This window comes from Woeseia sp. D3-10, assembly GCF_055809415.1.
Map to the genome: position 1 here is coordinate 2,921,659 of NZ_JBVVTW010000007.1, position 20,928 is coordinate 2,942,586.

Sequence of the window (20,928 nt, forward strand, 5' to 3'; positions counted from 1 at the left end):
AATGCCGCCCAGTTTCTGGGCGGCTTTTTTATTGGTGAGCGCTGTGCCTGATGTAAGTGTTTTGTGTATCGTGTCCTTCCGGTCCCGGGAGGTTCAGGCGCATGAGCAGCACGCAGAAAAAAAGGGCGGGCCTGTCGCCGCTCGCCTACGTAGTGCCGACAGAAGGACAAGTGTACGAACCGTACGTACCGGCTGCCACGTCACTGCCGGAGCTGACACTAAAATCCGTATTGCTCGGCATCTTTTTTGGCATCGTTTTTGGTGCCGCGAATGCGTATCTCGGTCTGCGCGCGGGCCTGACCATCAGTACCTCTATTCCGGTCGCGGTGATGACTGTCGCTGCATTCAAGGCGTTGGAGTCGGCCGGCTACTCCGGCAATATCCTCGAAGCCAACTTGTCGCAAACCATCGGCTCGGCATCGAGCTCGCTGGCCAGTGGCGTGATCTTTACGTTACCGGCTTTGTTCCTGTGGGGGCTCGCGCCGGACTTGCTGCAAATGACCCTGTTGGCAATGTGCGGCGGGCTCGTCGGCATACTGTTCATGATTCCGTTACGCCGTTTGCTGATCAAGGGCGAACACGGTCGTCTGCCGTACCCGGAAGGAACGGCCTGCGCTGAAGTTCTGGTTGCGAACGAGGTGGGTGGCCAGAACGCGCGTTACGTGTTTTACGGGCTGGGACTTGGAGCGATGTTCAAGTTTCTGACCTCATGGCTGCAGGTCATTCCCGCGCACGTCGCCAGCAAAATACCGTTCCTGAAAAAGGGCGAACTCGGTTTGGATCTGTCGGCAGCGCTGTTCGGTGTCGGCTATATCCTCGGACCGCGCATCGCGACGGTGATGGTAGGCGGTGGCTTGCTCGCGTGGATCGTCATCATTCCGTCGATCAATGCCTGGGGTGAAGGCTTCTCGACGCCCGTGTTTCCGGAAACTGTGCGCTTGATTGCGGACATGAGTCCCGCTCAGCTCTGGACACGCTACGTTCGCTACATCGGCGCAGGGGCGGTTGCCACGGCCGGCATCATTACTCTGATTCGCAGTATTCCGGTAATGGTGCAGAGCTTTCGTGTAGGTACGCAGGAATTGCAGACCCGCTTGGGGGATGGCTCAGCACCGCCGCCTGTCGTGAGTCGTACGGACAGCGACTTGCCATTGAAGTTTGTTGGCCTCGGCTTGCTGGTTGTTGCAATGGTACTGGCGTTCGTACCTCAGGTGTTTGGCGATATCGGCGGTTTGCCGATCCGGCTGGTGGCGGCGGTTTGCGTCGTGGTGTTTGCCTTTTTCTTTGTGACCGTCGCGTCCCGGATTGTTGGACTGGTGGGTGTGACCAGCAACCCAACCAGCGGCATGACGATAGCCTCGTTGCTGGGCACAGCCGGTATATTTCTGGTCATGGGCTGGACTGACATGGCGGGTAAAGCCGGCGCGTTGACGGTCGGTTGTGTGGTTGCAATTGCCGCGTCCATCGCCGGTGATACGTCGCAGGATCTCAAGACTGGTTACTTGCTCGGCGCAACACCGCGCCGTCAGCAAATTGGTGAACTCATCGGCGTGCTGTCGTCTGCAACGTTCGTTTGCCTGTCAGTTCTGTTGCTGGCAAAGACCTTTACTTTTGGTGGTACGGAATTGCCCGCACCGCAGGCAACATTGATGAAGCTGGTTATCGAAGGCGTGCTGGATCAACAACTGCCCTGGGGCTTTGTCGGCATCGGAATAGGTATAGCGTTGCTGTGTGAATTGCTGAAGATTCCATCGCTGCCATTCGCCGTCGGTGTTTATCTGCCGGTCTCGACGATGACGCCATTATTCCTTGGCGGCTTGTTACGCGGTTATTTCGAACGTCGTGCGAAGTCCAAAGATATTGCGGCCGAACGTCGCGAGCGAGGCATCTTGCTCGGCAGTGGCTTCGTCGGCGGCGAAGGCTTGCTGGGCGTTGGCATCGCTGCTGTGGCGTTCGTGCAGAATCGCAAACCGGAGGGTATCGGCACGGAGTGGCTGGGTGCACCATGGTTTGCTGAAACCGTCGGCTTGATTGCGTTCGGGTTTTTCATCGCTGGCTTTGTGCACCTGATCCGGCGTTGAGTACGGCGGTTCGAAAGAGTTCGGCTGAATGGGAACTCGGTCGCAGTCAAATGGTGATGTACGCTGTCAGTATGCGTTAAGAAATTCTTGCAGGAGAGTAGTACCCATGCGCACATTGCTGGTTTGTTTGTCACTGGCGTTGGCAGGTTGCGCGGCAACCCGGCCACAGCTGCCGTACCCGGTATTCGTGCAGGCCGATGAATTGCCGGACGTGTTTCTGGCGGCATTGCCAGGGGTGCGTGCGAAGCAGTTCGCTGGCAACCCGCAAACGCGCCGGTCCAGCAATCGAATTGTCTTGCCGGCCAACTGGACCGGATCGAGTGGCGCATCACCGGGCAAGAGCCTTGAGTTGTACGTGCTGTACGGCGAAATGCGGATCGGCGACCTTACGCTCGAACCGGGCGGTTACGCCTGGTTCCCGCCCGGTTTCAGCGGTGCAAATCTAAGCTCAGCGTATGGCGCGGAAGTCCTGTACTTTCTCGACGACGCCAACCCGCAGAACGAGTACAAATCGCCGATTATCTACAGCAGCGAAGTGGTGACCTGGCAGCCACTGTCCGCGGCGCCGGAAGATCGTGGCTTGATGGTTAAGGAGATGCGTCGCGACCCGGGCAGCGGTTCGCGTACCTGGCTGTTGCAGGTGCAACCTGAGGCCCGCACAACCTGGCAGCGTCGTGAGCGCGTTCTTGAGGGCTATCTGATTTCCGGCCGTTATGAGGGCAGCGAGTGCTATGGCGGCAAACCGGTCAAGGGTATTTATACCGAAGGCGGCTACTTTCACCGCCCTGCCAACACAGTGCATGGCGGTCCTGAAGAACGCGCCCTTGAAACGTCCATCTGGTTGATGCGCGTAAAAGGTGACAGCGAGCCAGTGCGTGTCGGCGAATGTGCGCTCCCGTAGGGCAGGCGTCAACGACTAAAGTGATCGTTTGTCTGCAATGTTCGGGACATCGAAGAAATCGCGACCAGCTTGCGGCGTGTGCGACTAGCGGTCGCCTATTTCACGAACTTCGTAATACCGACGCCGAGTTTCATCAACTTGGTCAACGTTGATGACGGCACTTCGTGGATTTTTTCGTACCAGTCGCTCGTGCCTTCAACGAAATTCAGCATATTGCGGATGCGTTCTTTGGTCGCCGGGTCGGTCTCAGCTTCCGCGTCAACGTCTTCTGCACACTTGCGCAACATGGTGAGTGTTGGGTTAAGTTCGCGTTCCTTGCGCTGATGGATAATGACGCGGAACAAGTCCCAAACGTCATGCAGTGATTCGAAGTAATCCCGTCGGTCACCCAGAACATGGGTCATCTTGACCAGGCCGTAGCTCTGCAATTCGCGGATGCTGGTGCTGACATTGGAGCGAGCTACCGACAGCAGTTCGACAATCTCGTCGGCCCGCAACGGCTGCGGCGATAAATAGAGCAGGGCCTGAATCTGCGCAACAGTGCGGTTGGTGCCCCAACGGGTACCCATTTCTCCCCAATGGAGTACGTATTTTTCAATGGCCGGCGACATTTGCATTTCGTTCACTCGTTTCTGACCAGACAGAATGATTAGAAGTATACGCCGATACTGTCGGAGTGAAACAGGGTGCCGATCCGGCGTTTTACGGGTTGTGGGCGATCAGTGTGGCCCGGAGGGGCGCCGGCCAGCCTTCGACGGTAAGATTCGGGTCGTCAGGGTTCAGCGCTTCACGTAACGATTCGAACGGCATCCAATCACTGGTGCGTTGTTCGTCAACGGTTGTGGCGGTGAGGTCAACGCAGTGCACGTCACGCAAGCCGGTACGTTTGAGCCAGACGGTTAATTCACTGACGGTTGGCAGCATCCAGACATTGCGCATGCGCGCATAACGATCGGGCGGGGTGCGGGCGTAAGTACCGTCACCCGGCAATACCAGGGTCTCGAGAACAAGCTCGCCGCCTTGACGCAGTTGTCCGCGCAGTTCGCGCAGGTGATCAATCGGCGAGCGCCGGTGATACAGGACGCCCATTGAAAACACGGTGTCGAATGCACCGCTGGCCGGTAGCTCTTCGCACCCCAGCGGCAAGACGTGCACGGGCAACGGCGGGAGAAAATGCCGCAATGCCTGAAATTGCATAACGAACAGCAATGTAGGGTCTGCGCCGATGACACAGCGAGCGCCGGCGCCGTACATTCGCAGCGCGTAGTAGCCATTGCCGCAGCCGACGTCCAGAACCGCGCGACCAGCCAGCGGGCTGATCGAAGGCTCGACCCGGGACCACTTCAGATCAGAGCGCCATTCACAATCCACGATCAGGCCGCCTATGTCGAAAGGACCTTTGCGCCAAGGCTGAAGTTGGCGCAACTGTTTTTCGGTAAGGGTTCGTTCTGGCTGCGGCAATTGCCGGTCGAGCAGTCGGACGGTGCCAGAATCGAGTGTCGAATTGCCTGGCGTTACTGCTGGCAGGCCAGCTACGGCATCCAGCCAGGCGGGCATATCACCATGCGCTGTCTCGCCAAGGCGGGCACCGAGCAATGGCTCCAGCACTTCTGACCAGTCTGCGAGGCCCAGCTCGGCGAGGTCATTGAACAGTTGCTGCTTGTTCATCGTCGCCTAGCGGACCGCAACAAAGGACACAAAATTAAACCAGCGTAGCCACACGCCGGCACGCCGAAAGCCCGCGCTCTGCAGGCGTTCCAGGTGGCTGGCAACTGTATCCGGGATCAGCACGTTCTCTATGGCAGCGCGCTTGCGTGCTATCTCGAGCTCGCTGTAGGCGTTCTGGAGTTTGAAGTCGTGGTGCAAGTCGATAAGCATGGCATCGAATTCCGGGTCTTCATGGGTAACTTTCTCTGACAGAACCAGCACGCCGTCATTGCGCATGCCGCTGGCGATGCGTGCAATCAGCGTGGCACGCTCAGCTGCAGGAATGAACTGCAGGGTGTAATTCAATACAACCATCGAAGCGTTCTCTATCGGCGTTTTGCGCAAATCAGCCTCAACAACCTCCACCGGGGTTGGGGCATCGTCAGCATCGACGATACTTCGGCAGTGCTCGATCATCGCGGGCGCATTGTCGACGGCAACGATCCTGCAATCAGGTGCCGTTATGCCGTGGCGTATCGCGAGCGTTGCGGCACCCAGTGAGCAGCCGAGGTCGTAACAGGTGGTGCCAGGTTGCACGGCGCGGCGTGCCAGCCCGTTAATGGCCTCAATAGTCTGCGCATAGCCGGGAATAGAGCGGCGCAACATATCCGGAAATACACTGGCGACCGCGTCGTTGAACTCGAAAGAGCCACTGGTTGCGGTCTTGCTGGTGTAGAGGGTGTCTCGGGACATAACGGAACCGGTCAAAGCTGGAAGGGGCCGCATTGTAGTCGTGCTTGAGCAGGGCTGCATACGCCGATTCGACGATCACTGCGGTTGCCGGGTCGGTTGAATGTGGGACAATCCGCGGCTTCTGTCCAACATACAGGTACTACGATGCTGTCAGATGATCAGCGTTCACTCCACGAGGAGCTCGGTATTCCCGCGGCTTATGGCAGCGATGGCCGCCCGCCTTACCACGCGGATGCTGGCGAGCTGATCGACGTGGGCCCCAATCTCCTTGGCCGGATGCAGCAGCTGACCCCGGCCGCTGCGGCGCAATGGACGGCAATGGTAGCTGCCGCGGCCGCCGCAGGGGTTCGCCTGCTGATGGTGTCCGGGTTTCGCAGTTTTGATTATCAGGCGGAGCTGATCCGGAACAAGCTGGCGGCGGGGCAGGATATCGTCGAGGTATTACGGGTCAATGCAGCGCCGGGTTTCAGCGAGCACCACAGCGGCCGCGCCATCGACATCGCCACGCCTGGCAGCCGGCCGCTGACTGCTGCCTTCGAAGATACGGAAGCCTTTGTTTGGCTTCAGAAAAATGCTGCAGAATTCGGCTTTTCGATGAGCTACCCGCGCGACAATAAGGACGGTTTTGTCTACGAACCCTGGCATTGGGCCATGTAAAGCAGCGGCGCCAGGGCGGGTCTTTGTTCGCGAGCATTTCTTCATTCGTGGGCGATACTTGACTTCCCGACCCCAGTCAGGAAAATGCGCCGCCCGCGACAGGCTTAAGCGTCGCACTGAAAGGCCGGCAACTCAGGACTTTCTGTTGACAGGCCGGCGTCAGGATTAGACAATGCCCGGCTTGTGTGCGCGGAGGGGTACTCAAGCGGTCAACGAGGGCAGACTGTAAATCTGCTGGCTATGCCTACGTAGGTTCGAATCCTACCCCCTCCACCAGAACAGAATTGAAGCCGGTGGTGGTGGTAGCGAGCAAGGCGAGGCGCGAACCGCAAGTACTGGCAAACAGAGACAGCAGAAATGCTGCGAAAGGCAAGGTTAAGTGAGTCGGAATGACCGATCTGCGAAGCCTTTGCGAGATTGAGCGATTTCCTGGCAAGGATTACAGAGCTAACGATTTCCAGAATTCGGATGGTTGGATCAGAGACTTCCGGATTTTTTTTGTGCGTGGTGAAAATCAGAGTGTGGCCCCGACGGCGTAGCGATACGTCGTTTTTTTGCTGCACCTGAAACGCAATGAACAAAAGTGCGAGCCGGGACTTGCGTCCGATCGAAAGATGGCGGGGCGCAGACAGGCGGGTACAGGTTTTCATGGGTGGCAATCAATAGTTGCTTGCTCGAACAGAACGAAGTGCGGGTGTAGTTCAACGGTAGAACCTCAGCCTTCCAAGCTGATGATGTGGGTTCGATTCCCATCACCCGCTCCAGTTAGGGTGGGCGGCAGGGCTGCCAGAGTACGCCCACATAGCTCAGGGGTAGAGCACTTCCTTGGTAAGGAAGAGGTCCCCGGTTCAAATCCGGGTGTGGGCTCCAGTTACAACTGGGCGCAAGAGCGGGAACAGTTAAACAATCGGCGATGGTGCCGTCCGGGATTGGCCAGGAGTTCTGGCGAAAAAAATCTAAAAATTCACGAGAGTTAAGGACATGTCGAAAGCAAAATTTGAGCGTAACAAGCCCCACGTAAACGTAGGCACGATTGGTCACGTAGATCATGGCAAGACGACGTTGACGGCGGCGCTGACGAAAGTAATGGCAGAGACTTACGGTGGTGAAGTTTCAGCCTACGATCAGATTGACAATGCTCCTGAGGAGCGTGAGCGCGGTATTACGATTGCGACGGCGCACGTTGAGTACGAGAGTGAGAACCGTCATTACGCGCACGTTGACTGCCCGGGACACGCGGATTACGTGAAGAACATGATCACGGGTGCGGCGCAGATGGACGGCGCAATCCTGGTGGTAAGCGCGGCTGACGGCCCGATGCCGCAGACCCGCGAGCACATCCTTCTGGCCCGCCAGGTAGGCGTGCCGTACATCGTGGTTTACCTGAACAAGGCTGACCAGGTTGATGACGAAGAGCTGCTGGAGCTGGTTGAGATGGAAGTGCGTGATCTTCTGTCGACCTACGAGTTCCCGGGCGACGACACCCCGATCGTCACGGGTTCAGCGCTGAAGGCCTTCGAAGGCGACGCGTCTGACATCGGTGTACCGTCGGTGGTTAAGCTGGTTGAAGCGATGGACAGCTACATTCCGCAGCCAGAGCGTGCGATTGACGGCGATTTCCTGATGCCGGTGGAGGACGTGTTCTCTATCTCGGGTCGAGGCACGGTAGTCACCGGTCGAATCGAGCGCGGCATCGTGAAAGTGGGTGATGAAATCGCGATCGTAGGTATCAAGGACACGTTGAAGACGACCTGCACAGGCGTTGAGATGTTCCGCAAGCTGCTTGACCAGGGTCAGGCAGGCGACAACGTGGGCGTTCTGTTGCGCGGCACGAAGCGCGAAGAAGTGGAGCGCGGTCAGGTACTGGCGAAGCCAGGCTCGATCACGCCGCACACCAAGTTCGAAGCTGAGGTCTACATTCTGAGCAAGGACGAGGGCGGTCGCCACACGCCGTTCTTCAAGGGCTATCGTCCGCAGTTTTACTTCCGTACGACGGACGTAACGGGCGCGTGCGAACTGCCGGAAGGCACCGAGATGGTGATGCCGGGCGACAACGTGCAGATGGTCGTTGAGCTGATTGCCCCGATCGCAATGGAAGACGGGCTGCGATTTGCAATCCGCGAAGGTGGCCGTACGGTCGGCGCCGGTGTGGTTGCTAAAGTTATTGAGTAATGGATAAAGGCAGCAGGTTCTGAAAAGAGCCTGCTGCCGCTTATTCCGGAGTAAGGACCTGCTCTTACCAAGTTCTGGCCGGCCCGAGAGGGAATTGGTTTCGGTTTGTGAGGGTAGGGCGCGAAATTTGGATCGGACTGCGTGTCGCGTAGGAACTGCAACGCGTTTACGGGGTCGGAGCGCAACCAACAGTTTTTAAGGTGCGGGTAGAGCGTTGGGATTGGCACCTTGTTGACACTAGGCCAGTAGCTCAATTGGCAGAGCGGCGGTCTCCAAAACCGCAGGTTGGGGGTTCGATTCCCTCCTGGCCTGCCATTAGGCAGGCGGACAAATGTGCGCTTGCAGAAACCGAAAAGCCGGGCGCGTATGCGTACCGGCTTTGATGCTGGCAACAGTGCGAATTGGCTGACCGCGGGTTAGCTGTTTAACGATGTAAACGACGGACAACATGGCAACTACGACCGAAACAAGTCAGAGCGGCGCACTGGACATAGTCAAACTGCTGATTGCAGCCTTTGTGCTGGTTGGCGGTTTGTTTGCCTACTACTACTACGTCGACATGTCGCTGCCGCTGCGGGTACTGATGGTACTGGCAGGTGTTGCAGCAGGCATCGGCATTGCAATGACCAGTGCGCAGGGACGGCGGCTAAGTGCTTTCGTCCAAGGCTCGCGCATTGAAATTCGCAAAGTCATCTGGCCTACACGGACGGAAACGACGCAAACCGCGATTGCTGTCTTCGTGTTTACGCTGGTAATGGCCCTGTTCTTCTGGGGTCTCGATTCATTCCTGTTGTGGCTGACGCGTACGCTCGTCGGCTCAACGACCTGATCGATTGGATTCCGAAGAGGTAAGCGCGGTGGCGTTACGCTGGTATATCGTTCATGCCTACTCGAATTTCGAGCACAAGGTGAAGTCGTCACTTGAAGAGCGCGTCAAGATGGCGGGCCTCGAGCACAAGTTTGGCGACATACTGGTGCCGACCGAAGAAGTGGTCGAAATGCGCGAGGGCAACAAGCGTCGCAGCGAGCGCAAGTTCTTCCCGGGCTACGTGCTGGTGCAGATGGAGATGGACGACGAAACCTGGCACCTCGTGAAAGAGGTTCCGAAAGTTTTGGGCTTCATCGGCGGCTCGAGCGATCGGCCTGCACCCATTTCGCAAAAAGAGGCTGACAATATCCTGCAGCGTGTGCAGGAAGGCGTTGATAAGCCGCGGCCGAAGGTTCTGTTTGAGCCGGGTGAAGTTGTTCGCGTCATTGATGGTCCGTTTAACGACTTCAGTGGTGTCGTTGAAAAAGTGAATTATGAAAAGAGTCGCCTGCAGGTTGCAGTGCAGATTCTCGGTCGTTCGACACCCGTCGAGCTTGATTTCGGTCAGGTTGAGAAGGGCTGACACGGTTACGAGGCGCTTCTGCTGGCCTCATTAAGAATGCAGCGGAACCGGCAAGTAGTCGGTGACAGTTAAGAATCAGGGTCGCGGCAGTTACTGCCCGACAACCAGAAACTACGAGGAGCCCTAACAAGGCGTTTGCACTCGAGGAGTAATTTAATGGCTAAGAAAGTAACTGGCTATATCAAGCTGCAGGTTCCTGCAGGCCAGGCAAACCCGAGTCCGCCCGTCGGCCCCGCACTGGGTCAGCACGGCGTGAACATCATGGAATTCTGTAAGGCATTCAATGCCGAGACTCAGAGTATTGAGCAGGGGCTGCCTATTCCTGTTGTGATCACTGTTTACAGTGACCGCAGCTTTACGTTCATTACCAAGACGCCGCCGGCAGCTGTGCTGCTGCGCAAGGCCGCAGGTATCAAGAAAGGCTCCGGTACACCGAACACCACCAAGGTGGGTAAGGTCAGCCGTGCGCAGCTTGAAGAAATTGCGACCACGAAAATGCCCGATCTTACGGCCGCCGACATGGACGCGGCTGTACGGACTGTTGCAGGCACTGCCCGCAGCATGGGTATTGATGTAGAGGGAGTGAACTGATGGCTGGCGTAAGCAAGCGCAAGAAATTGGCGCGTGAAAAAGTATCAGCAACCACCGTATACCCGTTGGCGGATGCGCTGGCACTGGTCAAAGAACTGGCTTCTGCCAAGTTTGCTGAAAGTATTGATGTTGCCGTGAATCTCGGCGTTGATCCGCGTAAATCGGATCAGGTTGTACGTGGTTCGACGGTACTGCCACACGGCACAGGCAAGACGGTACGGGTCGCTGTATTTGCTCAGGGCGAAAATGCCGAGAAAGCGAAAGCAGCTGGCGCCGATATCGTTGGATTTGACGATCTCGCCGCTACCGTCAAGGGCGGCGAATTGAACTTTGACGTTGTCATTGCTACGCCGGACGCTATGCGCGTTGTAGGCCAGCTTGGCCAGATTCTCGGCCCGCGTGGACTGATGCCCAACCCGAAAGTTGGCACTGTTACAGCAGACGTCGAAACAGCCGTGAAGAATGCCAAAGCAGGTCAGGTGCGTTACCGCACGGACAAGGCCGGCATTATCCATTGCCCGATCGGCCGTGCTGATTTTGACGTGGCGTCGCTCACGGGCAACCTGCATGCGTTGCTGGCGGACCTGCGCAAGGCCAAGCCGGCATCAGCAAAAGGTGTTTACGTTAAACGACTCACCGTGTCCTCGACCATGGGGCCGGGTGTGTCAGTAGATCAGGCAACGGTAGACGCGTAAGCCTGAAATTGAGTTTGCCCTCCCGCTGACAGCAAGTGGCGAGTGGGTAAATGGCCGGGCAACCGGCCATCGTCGAAGACCGTAGGTGAATGGTGTGAAAACCACTCTTAATTGACAAACGGCCTACGCAGATGGTGATACCTGAATCAGAGCAATCTTGAGGACGGTCACCGTTATCGACACCCGGGACGGTTTCTGCAGCAGTTATGCAGGCCATCCCAACGGCCAACAAGCTGGTGCGCCTTTGGCGTGACTGGTGAGAAAGCCGGAAAAGGGCGGATGAGATTTTTCATCCGATTGTGTGACCGTAAGCCAGGAGAAATTCATGGCACTGAGACTCGAAGACAAGAAAGCATTTGTCAAAGAGGTAAATGCGGTTGCGGTTGACTCTATTACCGCTGTTGCAGCGGAGTACAGAGGGTTGACTGTTTCTGAGATGACAGCACTGCGCGCAGAAGCACGCAATGCTGGCGTGTACATGCGTGTCGTCAAAAACACGCTGGCTCGCCGCGCCATCCAGGGCACCGAGTTCGAGTGTATGCAAGACACACTCAAGGGCCCGTTGCTGCTTGCATTTTCCAAAGAGGATCCGGGTGCCGCTGCCAGGATAATTAAGGACTTCGCGAAAAAACACGAAGCACTTAAAGCGGTTTCGTTGTCTGCCGGTGGGCAGTTGTTGGAAGCGAGCGAGCTGTCAAAGCTTGCCGAACTGCCAACGCTGGACCAGGCACGCGCGATGCTGCTGGGCGTCTTTATGGCTCCTATGTCCAAACTGGTACGGACCTTGGTCGAACCACCTGCAATGGTCGCGCGGACACTGTCCGCACGCGCTGCGCAGGAATCGGCCTGAGAAACGGATCGATATCCTATTTAACTGATTCAGGATTTATTGAGGTATTTAGAAATGGCATTGTCCAACGCAGATTTGCTCAAAGAATTGAGCGCCAAGCCCATCATGGAAGTGGTCGAGCTCGTCAAGATGCTCGAAGAAGAGTGGGGCGTTTCGGCCGCAGCTCCGGTTGCCGTTGCAGCAGCAGCGGGTGGTGGTGAAGCTGCCGCCGTTGAAGAGAAGACCGAGTTTGACGTGGTACTGGCAAGCTTCGGCAGCAACAAGGTTGCTGTTATTAAGGCTGTTCGCGCCATCACCGGTCTTGGTCTGAAGGAAGCGAAAGACGCTGTTGAAGGCGCGCCTTCAACCGTTAAGGAAGGCGCATCGAAAGACGACGCCGAAAACTTCAAGAAGCAGCTTGAAGAAGCCGGCGCTACCGTCGAGCTTAAGTAAATCGACCACGTGGAATTTATCCGCGGGTCGGCAGGCAGCCGGCGGGGAAACCCGCCCGGCTGCTTGTTCGTGTCTGCGTCTTTTGCAGGCACAACGATAGTGCGCAAAGCAGGCGCGTAAGCGCGTCTGTCAGGTAAGACCGCGGCTGCCGGTGTGCAGTAGTTTGACCAACTTTGAAATTTGGAAGTGACTGGCCGTGAAGGCGCCAGGACGGCAAAAGTCAGCTGCTTCCTTTAGTTAAGGGTAACCTCGAATGGCCTATTCATTCACTGAGAAAAAGCGCATCCGCAAGGATTTCGGCAAGCGGCCCACGATTCTGAACGTGCCGTACCTGCTGTCGATCCAGCTGGATTCTTACGCGAAATTCCTGCAGGTGAACTGCGAAGTGGACGAGCGTCTGGACGCTGGTTTGCATGCGGCATTCCAGACGGTATTTCCGATTGTCAGTTACTCGGGCAACGCGGCGCTGGAATACGTGAGCTATCGCCTTGGCGATCCGGTATTCGACGTCAAGGAATGCCAGATGCGCGGCCTGACGTACGCGGCGCCGATTCGAGTGAAAGTTCGACTGGTTATTTATGATAAGGAAGCGAGTGGCACGCCGAAGCCGGTGAAAGACATTCGTGAGCAGGAAGTGTATCTCGGCGAAATGCCGTTGATGACCGATCACGGTACTTTCGTGATCAACGGTACCGAGCGCGTTATTGTTTCGCAGCTGCACCGTTCTCCCGGCGTGTTTTTCGATCACGACAAGGGCAAGACACACTCTTCGGGCAAGCTGTTGTTCTCGGCCCGGATCATTCCGTACCGTGGTTCCTGGCTCGATTTCGAATTCGATCCGAAAGACAGCGTATTCGCTCGTATCGACCGTCGCCGCAAATTGCCGGTCACGATCATCATGCGTGCACTCGGTCTGACCAACGAAGAAATGCTGGACCTGTTCTTCGACACTAATGACTTCTACCTGTCCGACAAAGAAATTCGCATGGGCCTCGTGCCCGAGCGGCTGCGTGGCGAAACCGCCATTTTCGACATCAAGCTGGGTCGCAAGCTGATCGTTGAAGAAGGTCGCCGCATAACCGCGAAGCACGTTCGTGAAATGGAGAGCTCGAAAGTCACCGATCTGGTTGTGCCTGCTGAATACCTTGAAGGCAAGGTGTTGGCACATGACGTGGTCGATACGGAGACTGGCGAATTGCTGGCCTCTGCGAATGACGATCTGACGCCAGAACTTATCGAGGCATTGATTGCGGCAGGCGTCGAACACATACGTACGCTGTACGTGAACGACCTCGATCACGGCGCTTATATTTCCAATACGCTGAAGATTGATCCTTCAACCACGCGTCTTGAAGCGCTGGTTGAGATTTATCGCATGATGCGTCCCGGTGAGCCACCTACCAAAGAAGCTGCCGAAAACCTGTTCCAGAATTTGTTCTTCAATGCCGATCGCTACGATCTGTCGTCAGTAGGTCGAATGAAGTTCAATCGCCGTGTCGGCCGGGATACCTCGGAAGGCAGCGGTGTACTGGACAAAGACGACATCCTCGATGTGTTGAAGACGCTGGTCGACATCCGCAACGGCCATGGCAATGTCGATGACATCGATCACCTTGGCAACCGCCGTGTGCGTAGTGTCGGCGAGATGGCTGAAAACGCTTTCCGCGTTGGCCTTGTGCGCGTAGAGCGTGCGGTCAAGGAGCGTCTGACTCAGGCCGAGACTGAAGGTCTGATGCCGCAGGAAATGATTAACGCCAAGCCGGTTGCGGCAGCCGTTAAAGAGTTCTTCGGTTCCAGTCAGCTTTCGCAGTTCATGGATCAGAACAACCCGTTATCGGAAGTCACTCACAAACGCCGCGTATCGGCGCTTGGGCCGGGTGGTTTGACGCGTGAACGTGCAGGCTTCGAAGTGCGCGACGTGCACCCGACGCATTACGGTCGCGTCTGCCCAATTGAAACACCTGAAGGACCGAATATTGGTCTGATCAACTCGCTGGCTGTATACGCCCGCACGAACGACTATGGCTTTCTCGAAACGCCTTACCGTAAAGTTAAAGACGGCAGTGCGACGACAGATATCGAATACCTGTCGGCTATTGAAGAGAGCAACTTCGTCATCGCTCAGGCGAATGCCGAGCTCGATGAGAAAGGGCGATTCACCGAAGAGCTGGTTTCCGTTCGTCATCAGAACGAATTCTCACTCGCCAATCCATCGACCATTGAGTATATGGACGTCAGTCCGCGCCAGATCGTTTCGGTTGCGGCGTCGCTGATTCCGTTCCTTGAGCACGATGACGCCAACCGCGCATTGATGGGCTCGAACATGCAACGCCAGGCGGTTCCCACACTGCGTTCCGAGGCACCATTGGTTGGTACCGGCATGGAACGCGCTGTCGCCGTCGACTCCGGCGTAACGGTCGTTGCGAAACGTGGCGGTATCGTTGATTCCGTCGATGCGTCGCGCATCGTTGTGCGGGTCAATGATGACGAGGCCGGCGCATTTGAGTCCGGTGTCGATATTTACAACCTGACGAAGTACACGCGCTCAAACCAGAACACCTGTATCAACCAACGGCCGCTGGTTGGCGCCGGCAACAAGATTGCCGCGGGTGACGTTCTGGCTGACGGTCCGTCAACCAACCTCGGTGAACTGGCGCTTGGGCAGAATCTGCTGGTCGCGTTCATGCCGTGGAACGGCTACAACTTCGAGGATTCGATCCTTATCTCGGAGCGCGTCGTTCAGGAAGATCGCTTCACGACGATCCATATCGAAGAGCTGTCTTGTGTTGCTCGCGACACGAAACTGGGCTCTGAAGACATAACGTCCGATATTCCAAACGTCGGCGATTCAGCGCTTGCGAAGCTGGACGAGTCCGGTATCGCGTACATCGGTGCAGAAGTGAAGTCTGGCGATATTCTGGTCGGTAAAGTGACGCCGAAGGGCGAGACTCAGCTGACTCCGGAAGAGAAGCTGCTGCGTGCCATTTTCGGCGAGAAAGCGTCCGACGTGAAAGACACGTCATTGCGCGTTCCGCCAGGCATGGATGGCACGGTTATCGACGTTCGCGTCTTTACCCGCGATGGCGTTGATAAAGACGCCCGTGCACTGTCCATTGAAAAATCCGAGCTCGAGAGTGTTCGCAAGGATCTCGACGACACGCTGCGCATCCTTGAAGAGGATATTTTCCAGCGCGTCGAGCGGATGATTACTGGCAAGGTTGCTCAAGGTGGCCCGAACAAACTGGCCGCTGGCAGCAAAATTACCAAAGCCTACCTCGACGAAGTGCCGCGCGAGCAGTGGTTCGAAGTTCGTCTGAAGAATGACGAAGCCAACGAACAGCTCGAACGTTACGCCGAGCGTCTGAAGATGCAGGCAGCCGAGTTCGACCGTCGCTACGATGAGAAGAAAGCCAAGATAACGGCTGGCGACGATCTGGCACCGGGTGTGCTGAAGATGGTCAAGGTTTACCTTGCTGTTAAGCGCCGCATCCAGCCGGGCGACAAGATGGCTGGCCGTCACGGTAACAAGGGTGTGATTTCAACCATCGTTCCGGTCGAGGATATGCCGTATTCGAAAGACGGCACACCGGTAGACATCGTACTGAACCCGCTTGGTGTACCGTCACGCATGAACGTTGGTCAGGTGCTGGAAACGCATCTTGGCTGGGCAGCGAAAGGCCTTGGTAACAAGATCGGCCGCATGCTTCGCGCGCAAGAGTCGATCGTCAAGTTGCGTGGCTTCCTGGATGATATCTACAACAAGATCGGTGGCCGCAACGAAGACCTCGATTCGTTCTCTGACGCCGAGATCATGGAGTTGTGCCGCAACCTGACCAGCGGCGTACCAACCGCAACGCCGGTATTCGACGGTGCCAATGAAGAAGAGATCAAGCAGCTTCTGGTACTGGCGGACTTGCCGGAAACCGGACAGACGCGCCTGATCGATGGCCGAACGGGTAACTCCTTCGACCGCGAAACCACGGTGGGTTACATGTACATGCTGAAGCTCAACCACTTGGTGGATGACAAGATGCATGCGCGCTCCACTGGCCCGTACAGCCTCGTTACTCAGCAACCGCTGGGTGGTAAAGCGCAGTTCGGTGGCCAGCGCTTCGGTGAGATGGAGGTCTGGGCACTCGAAGCCTACGGCGCCGCCTACACCCTGCAGGAGATGCTGACCGTCAAGTCCGATGACGTGCAGGGCCGTACCAAGATGTATAAGAACATCGTTGACGGTGAGCACGAAATGGATGCCGGCATGCCTGAGTCCTTTAACGTACTTGTTAAAGAGATTCGCTCGCTGGGAATCAACATTGAACTGGAAACAGACTAATGAAAGATCTTCTGAAGCTTTTCAAGTACCAGAATCCCGTTGATGACTTCGATGCAATTCGCATCGGCCTCGCATCACCGGACATGATTCGTTCCTGGTCTTTTGGCGAGGTCAAAAAACCCGAAACGATCAACTACCGCACCTTCAAACCGGAGCGTGATGGTCTGTTCTGCGCGAAAATCTTTGGCCCGATCAAAGATTACGAATGCCTGTGCGGCAAGTACAAGCGCCTGAAGCATCGCGGTGTAGTCTGTGAAAAGTGTGGCGTTGAAGTCACCCAGACCAAGGTTCGTCGTGAGCGCATGGCGCATATCGATCTGGCCAGCCCCGTTGCACACATCTGGTTTCTGAAATCATTGCCGTCGCGTATCGGTCTCATGCTGGACATGACCTTGCGCGAAATTGAACGGGTACTGTATTTCGAAGCGTTTGTGGTTATCGAGCCTGGCATGACGCCGCTCGAGCGTGGCCAGCTCATGACCGACGAAATGTACCTCGATGCCATCGAGCAGTACGGCGACGAGTTCGATGCCCGCATGGGTGCCGAGGCCGTACGCGAGATGCTGATGACGATCGATCTGCAGCGCGAGATGCTGCAGGTACGTGAAGACATGGGTGCGACGCGTTCAGAGACCAAGATCAAGCGGCTTTCCAAGCGCCTGAAATTGGTGGAATCGTTCATCGAGTCAGGCAACAAGCCTGAGTGGATGGTCCTGACCGTGTTACCGGTACTGCCGCCCGATCTGCGCCCGCTGGTGCCGCTCGACGGTGGTCGTTTCGCGACCTCCGATCTGAACGATCTGTACCGTCGCGTCATCAACCGTAACAACCGCCTGCGTCGCCTGCTGGAACTCAATGCGCCGGACATCATCGTGCGCAACGAAAAACGCATGCTGCAGGAATCGGTTGACGCGCTGCTCGATAACGGCCGTCGCGGTCGCGCCATTACCGGTACGAACAAGCGTCCGCTGAAATCACTGGCAGACATGATCAAAGGCAAGCAGGGCCGCTTCCGCCAGAACCTGCTTGGCAAGCGTGTCGATTACTCCGGCCGTTCGGTCATCGTGGTTGGCCCGACGCTGCGCCTGCACCAGTGCGGTCTGCCGAAGAAAATGGCGCTTGAGCTCTTCAAACCGTTTATTTTCTCCAAGCTGCAACTGCGTGGCGAAGCAACGACCATCAAAGCGGCGAAGCGCCTTGTTGAGCGCGAAGGTCCGGAAGTCTGGGACATCCTTGAAGAGGTCATTCGGGAACATCCGGTCATGCTTAACCGCGCGCCGACCCTGCACCGTCTTGGCATTCAGGCGTTCGAGCCGGTTCTGATTGAAGGTAAGGCTATCCAGCTGCACCCGCTGGTCTGTACTGCGTTCAACGCTGACTTTGACGGCGACCAAATGGCCGTGCACGTACCGTTGTCTATCGAAGCGCAGCTGGAAGCGCGCGCGTTGATGATGGCATCGAACAATATTCTGTCACCGGCTAACGGCGATCCGATCATCGTGCCATCGCAGGACGTTGTACTGGGTCTGTATTACATGACCCGCAACAAAGTGAATGCGAACGGCGAGGGCATGTTGTTCTCAGACGTCGACGAAGCCCGTCGTGCGTACGAGAACGGTGTGGTCGAACTGCAGGCGCGCGTCAAAGTACGCGTACCGATGCACGAGTTGGACAGCGAAGGTGAAGTCGCCTCGCGGGTCGAGATCGTTGAAACCACCGTCGGTCGTGCGTTGTTGTCAACGCTGTTGCCGAAGGGGCTGTCATTCGACGTCATCAATCGTGACATGACGAAGAAAGCGATCTCCAACACGATCAATGCTTGCTACCGCAACCTCGGCCTGAAAAAGACCGTCGTGTTCGCGGATCGCCTGATGTACACGGGTTTCCGGTTCGCAACGATCGCGGGTATTTCAATCGGCGTAAACGACATGGTTGTGCCGGAATCGAAAGAATCGATTTTGGCGAGCGCTGAAGCCGAAGTGAAAGAGATTCAGGATCAGTATTCGTCCGGTCTCGTCACCGAGGGTGAGCGTTACAACAAGGTCGTCGATATTTGGTCGCGTACGAATGACCAGATTGCCAAGGCGATGATGGACAAGCTCGGCTCTGAGACCGTCATCGACTCCAAGGGCGATGAAGTTGACCAGGAATCGTTTAACTCGATTTACATGATGGCCGACTCCGGTGCTCGTGGTTCTGCCGCGCAGATTCGTCAGCTCGCTGGTATGCGAGGCCTGATGGCCAAGCCGGATGGCTCGATCATCGAGACGCCAATTACGGCTAACTTCCGCGAGGGTCTGGACGTACTGCAGTACTTCATCTCGACTCACGGCGCTCGTAAGGGTCTGGCTGATACCGCACTGAAAACCGCGAACTCGGGTTACCTGACCCGTCGTCTGGTCGACGTTGCCCAGGATCTGGTGGTGACTGAGGTTGATTGCGGAACTCAGCAAGGCGTGTCGATGTCGCCGTTGGTTGAAGGCGGCGACGTTGTAGAACCCTTGCGCGAACGCGTACTGGGTCGTGTCGTTGCGCAGGCAGTGCTTATTCCGGGCACTGACAAAGTTGCATTCGACGCTGGCACCATGCTGGATGAAGCCGCTGTTTCGCGCCTTGAAGACCTGTCTATCGATCAGGTCTGGGTACGTTCGCCGATTACCTGTGAAATTCGCTACGGCGTTTGTGCACAGTGCTACGGTCGCGACCTGGCCCGCGGTACTCGCATTAACATCGGCGAGGCTGTCGGTGTTATCGCGGCACAGTCGATTGGTGAGCCGGGCACACAGCTGACCATGCGTACCTTCCATATTGGTGGTGCGGCATCTCGTTCGGCAGCGGTCAACTCGATCGAAATCAAGAACAACGGCATCGTCAAGCTCAACAACATCAAGACCGTCGTGAACAAGGACAGCCACCTTGTGGCTGTATCCCGTTCCGGTGAGATCTCGGTTATCAACGAGCACGGTCGTGAGCGTGAGCGCTACAAGGTGCCTTACGGTGCAACCATTACGGCGCAGGACAGTGACAAAGTCACCCAGGGCCAGGTTGTCGCAAACTGGGATCCGCATACTCACCCGGTTGTCACCGAGGTGTCAGGCTACCTGCACTTTGAAGACTTTGAAGACGGCATCACCGTTAGCGAGCAGATCGACGAATTCACCGGTCTGACCAGCATCGTGGTACTCGATCCGAAAGCGCGTGGCGGCAGTGGCAAGGACTTGCGTCCAGTTGCCAAGCTGGTCAACTCGGAAGGTGTCGAGCTTTGCTTTGCCAACACGGACATTCCGGCGGTTTACGCTTTGCCGGCCGGCGCGATTATCTCGATGTCCGACGGTGCCGAGGTTCAGGTTGGTGACGTCATCGCACGTATCCCGCAGGCGTCTTCGAAGACCCGTGACATCACCGGTGGTTTGCCGCGTGTTGCCGACTTGTTCGAAGCCAGAAAGCCGAAAGAACCGGCAATCATGGCGGAGTACTCGGGTACGGTCAGCTTCGGCAAGGAAACCAAGGGCAAGCGTCGTCTCGTTATTACGGACGAAGCGGGCGAGAGTCATGAGGAGCTGATTCCGAAGTGGCGCCATCTGAACGTGTTTGAGGGTGAGCAGGTCGCGGCCGGTGAAGTTATTGCCGACGGCGAACCGAACCCGCATGACATACTCAGGCTGCGTGGCGTCGAAGAGCTGTCCGATTACCTCGTACGCGAGATTCAGGACGTTTACCGGCTACAGGGCGTGAAAATCAACGACAAGCACATCGAGGTGATTATTCGCCAGATGCTCAGAAAAGTGCTGGTCGTCGATCCGGGTGAAAGCAGCTTCTTGCGCGCGGAACAGCTCGACAAGGCGCGTGCGCTGGAAGTTCAGGAGCAGCTTGCCGCTCAGAACAAAGACAACCTGACCTACGAGCCGATGTTGCTGGGTATTACCAAGGCATCGCTGGCGACCGAATCCTTTATTTCCGCAGCCTCGTTCCAGGAAACGACCCGCGTGCTCACAGAAGCCGCTGTTCGGGGACTGAAAGACGATCTGCGCGGCCTGAAGGAGAACGTCATTGTCGGTCGCCTGATACCGGCCGGTACCGGTTTCGCGCACCACGCCGAGCGGCGCCGGACGCGCGAACAGGATTTCGCCGACCAGTTGAAAGAGCTTGAAGACAAGGGTGTGGCTGCAGTGGCGGAAGCTGCCGCAGCGGACGCGGCGGCGGCAGAAGCCGATGGCAGCGAGAGTGAGGCGGCGTCCGAGGAAACCTCGGCAGCCGAATAGCAGGACCGTGTGGCCTGCCAGCAGCGGAACGCTGTCGGCAGGCCGCTTGACACCTGCTCGCGGGCATCAATACAATGCCCGCCCTTACTCAAACGGGCCCGCTGCCGGCGGGCCCTATGTTTACGGGCGTGAACGACGCAAGATCCTGATCTTTTTGGGGTTC

At 56.9% G+C, this 20,928-nt stretch carries 15 protein-coding genes and 4 tRNA genes; 16 read left to right on the forward strand and 3 right to left on the reverse strand.

Translation table 11 applies throughout. The features are described 5' to 3' along the window. The first annotated feature begins 101 nt into the window (after positions 1-101). The gene (locus tag AC0L8N_RS13295; protein ID WP_473668163.1) at positions 102-2,081 is read left to right on the forward strand and encodes an OPT family oligopeptide transporter; all 1,980 of its coding nucleotides are present in this window, start codon (positions 102-104) and stop codon (positions 2,079-2,081) included. Positions 2,082-2,187: 106 nt separating this feature from the next. Next, complete coding sequence (locus AC0L8N_RS13300) at positions 2,188-2,982, forward strand: DUF4437 domain-containing protein (protein WP_473668164.1); 795 nt, start codon at positions 2,188-2,190, stop codon at positions 2,980-2,982. Positions 2,983-3,077: 95 nt separating this feature from the next. Here the strand turns inward: AC0L8N_RS13300 and AC0L8N_RS13305 are convergent, their stop codons facing one another. The 3 genes from AC0L8N_RS13305 to cmoA form a co-directional block, all read right to left on the reverse strand. Continuing rightward, positions 3,078-3,599, reverse strand: coding sequence for a GbsR/MarR family transcriptional regulator (locus AC0L8N_RS13305; protein WP_473668165.1), 522 nt, complete (start codon positions 3,597-3,599; stop codon positions 3,078-3,080). 85 nt (positions 3,600-3,684) lie between these two features. Continuing rightward, positions 3,685-4,650: a tRNA 5-methoxyuridine(34)/uridine 5-oxyacetic acid(34) synthase CmoB gene (gene cmoB / locus AC0L8N_RS13310; protein ID WP_473668166.1), complete on the reverse strand. Its 966-nt coding sequence runs from the start codon at positions 4,648-4,650 to the stop codon at positions 3,685-3,687. A gap of 6 nt (positions 4,651-4,656) precedes the next feature. After that, positions 4,657-5,382 (reverse strand): carboxy-S-adenosyl-L-methionine synthase CmoA, encoded by a 726-nt coding sequence (gene cmoA / locus AC0L8N_RS13315; protein WP_473668167.1) that lies wholly within the window; start codon positions 5,380-5,382, stop codon positions 4,657-4,659. A gap of 144 nt (positions 5,383-5,526) precedes the next feature. Between cmoA and AC0L8N_RS13320 the strand changes: the two genes are divergently transcribed. The 14 genes from AC0L8N_RS13320 (at position 5,527) to rpoC (ending at position 20,765) form a co-directional block, all read left to right on the forward strand. Continuing rightward, on the forward strand, positions 5,527-6,039 hold the full coding sequence (locus AC0L8N_RS13320; protein WP_473668168.1) for a M15 family metallopeptidase: 513 nt from the start codon (positions 5,527-5,529) through the stop codon (positions 6,037-6,039). A gap of 191 nt (positions 6,040-6,230) precedes the next feature. Then, positions 6,231-6,315 (forward strand) — tRNA-Tyr (locus AC0L8N_RS13325). 414 nt (positions 6,316-6,729) lie between these two features. Further along, positions 6,730-6,803 (forward strand) — tRNA-Gly (locus tag AC0L8N_RS13330). Positions 6,804-6,834: 31 nt separating this feature from the next. Next, positions 6,835-6,909: transfer RNA gene (locus tag AC0L8N_RS13335), tRNA-Thr, on the forward strand. Between the two features lie 111 nt (positions 6,910-7,020). Next, positions 7,021-8,211 carry an elongation factor Tu gene (gene tuf / locus AC0L8N_RS13340; protein ID WP_473668170.1) on the forward strand — a complete coding sequence of 397 codons (1,191 nt, stop codon included), beginning with the start codon at positions 7,021-7,023 and terminating at the stop codon, positions 8,209-8,211. Between the two features lie 239 nt (positions 8,212-8,450). Beyond that, positions 8,451-8,526 (forward strand) — tRNA-Trp (locus AC0L8N_RS13345). Positions 8,527-8,659: 133 nt separating this feature from the next. Continuing rightward, positions 8,660-9,040 (forward strand): preprotein translocase subunit SecE, encoded by a 381-nt coding sequence (gene secE / locus AC0L8N_RS13350; protein ID WP_068613580.1) that lies wholly within the window; start codon positions 8,660-8,662, stop codon positions 9,038-9,040. 28 nt (positions 9,041-9,068) lie between these two features. After that, entirely contained in the window at positions 9,069-9,602 is a 534-nt protein-coding gene (gene nusG, locus AC0L8N_RS13355) for a transcription termination/antitermination protein NusG (protein WP_473668171.1), read from the forward strand. A 156-nt stretch (positions 9,603-9,758) separates the two neighbouring features. After that, on the forward strand, positions 9,759-10,193 hold the full coding sequence (rplK, locus tag AC0L8N_RS13360) for a 50S ribosomal protein L11 (RefSeq protein WP_473668172.1): 435 nt from the start codon (positions 9,759-9,761) through the stop codon (positions 10,191-10,193). After that, positions 10,193-10,888: a 50S ribosomal protein L1 gene (rplA, locus tag AC0L8N_RS13365; protein WP_473668173.1), complete on the forward strand. Its 696-nt coding sequence runs from the start codon at positions 10,193-10,195 to the stop codon at positions 10,886-10,888. The genes rplK and rplA overlap by 1 nt, the downstream gene beginning before the upstream one ends. A 325-nt stretch (positions 10,889-11,213) precedes the next feature. After that, positions 11,214-11,738: a 50S ribosomal protein L10 gene (gene rplJ / locus AC0L8N_RS13370; protein ID WP_473668174.1), complete on the forward strand. Its 525-nt coding sequence runs from the start codon at positions 11,214-11,216 to the stop codon at positions 11,736-11,738. Positions 11,739-11,792: 54 nt separating this feature from the next. Continuing rightward, positions 11,793-12,170 (forward strand): 50S ribosomal protein L7/L12, encoded by a 378-nt coding sequence (gene rplL, locus AC0L8N_RS13375; RefSeq protein WP_473668175.1) that lies wholly within the window; start codon positions 11,793-11,795, stop codon positions 12,168-12,170. 253 nt (positions 12,171-12,423) lie between these two features. After that, entirely contained in the window at positions 12,424-16,503 is a 4,080-nt protein-coding gene (gene rpoB / locus AC0L8N_RS13380) for a DNA-directed RNA polymerase subunit beta (protein ID WP_473668176.1), read from the forward strand. Continuing rightward, positions 16,503-20,765: a DNA-directed RNA polymerase subunit beta' gene (gene rpoC / locus AC0L8N_RS13385; RefSeq protein ID WP_473668177.1), complete on the forward strand. Its 4,263-nt coding sequence runs from the start codon at positions 16,503-16,505 to the stop codon at positions 20,763-20,765. The genes rpoB and rpoC overlap by 1 nt, the downstream gene beginning before the upstream one ends. Positions 20,766-20,928 lie beyond the last annotated feature (163 nt).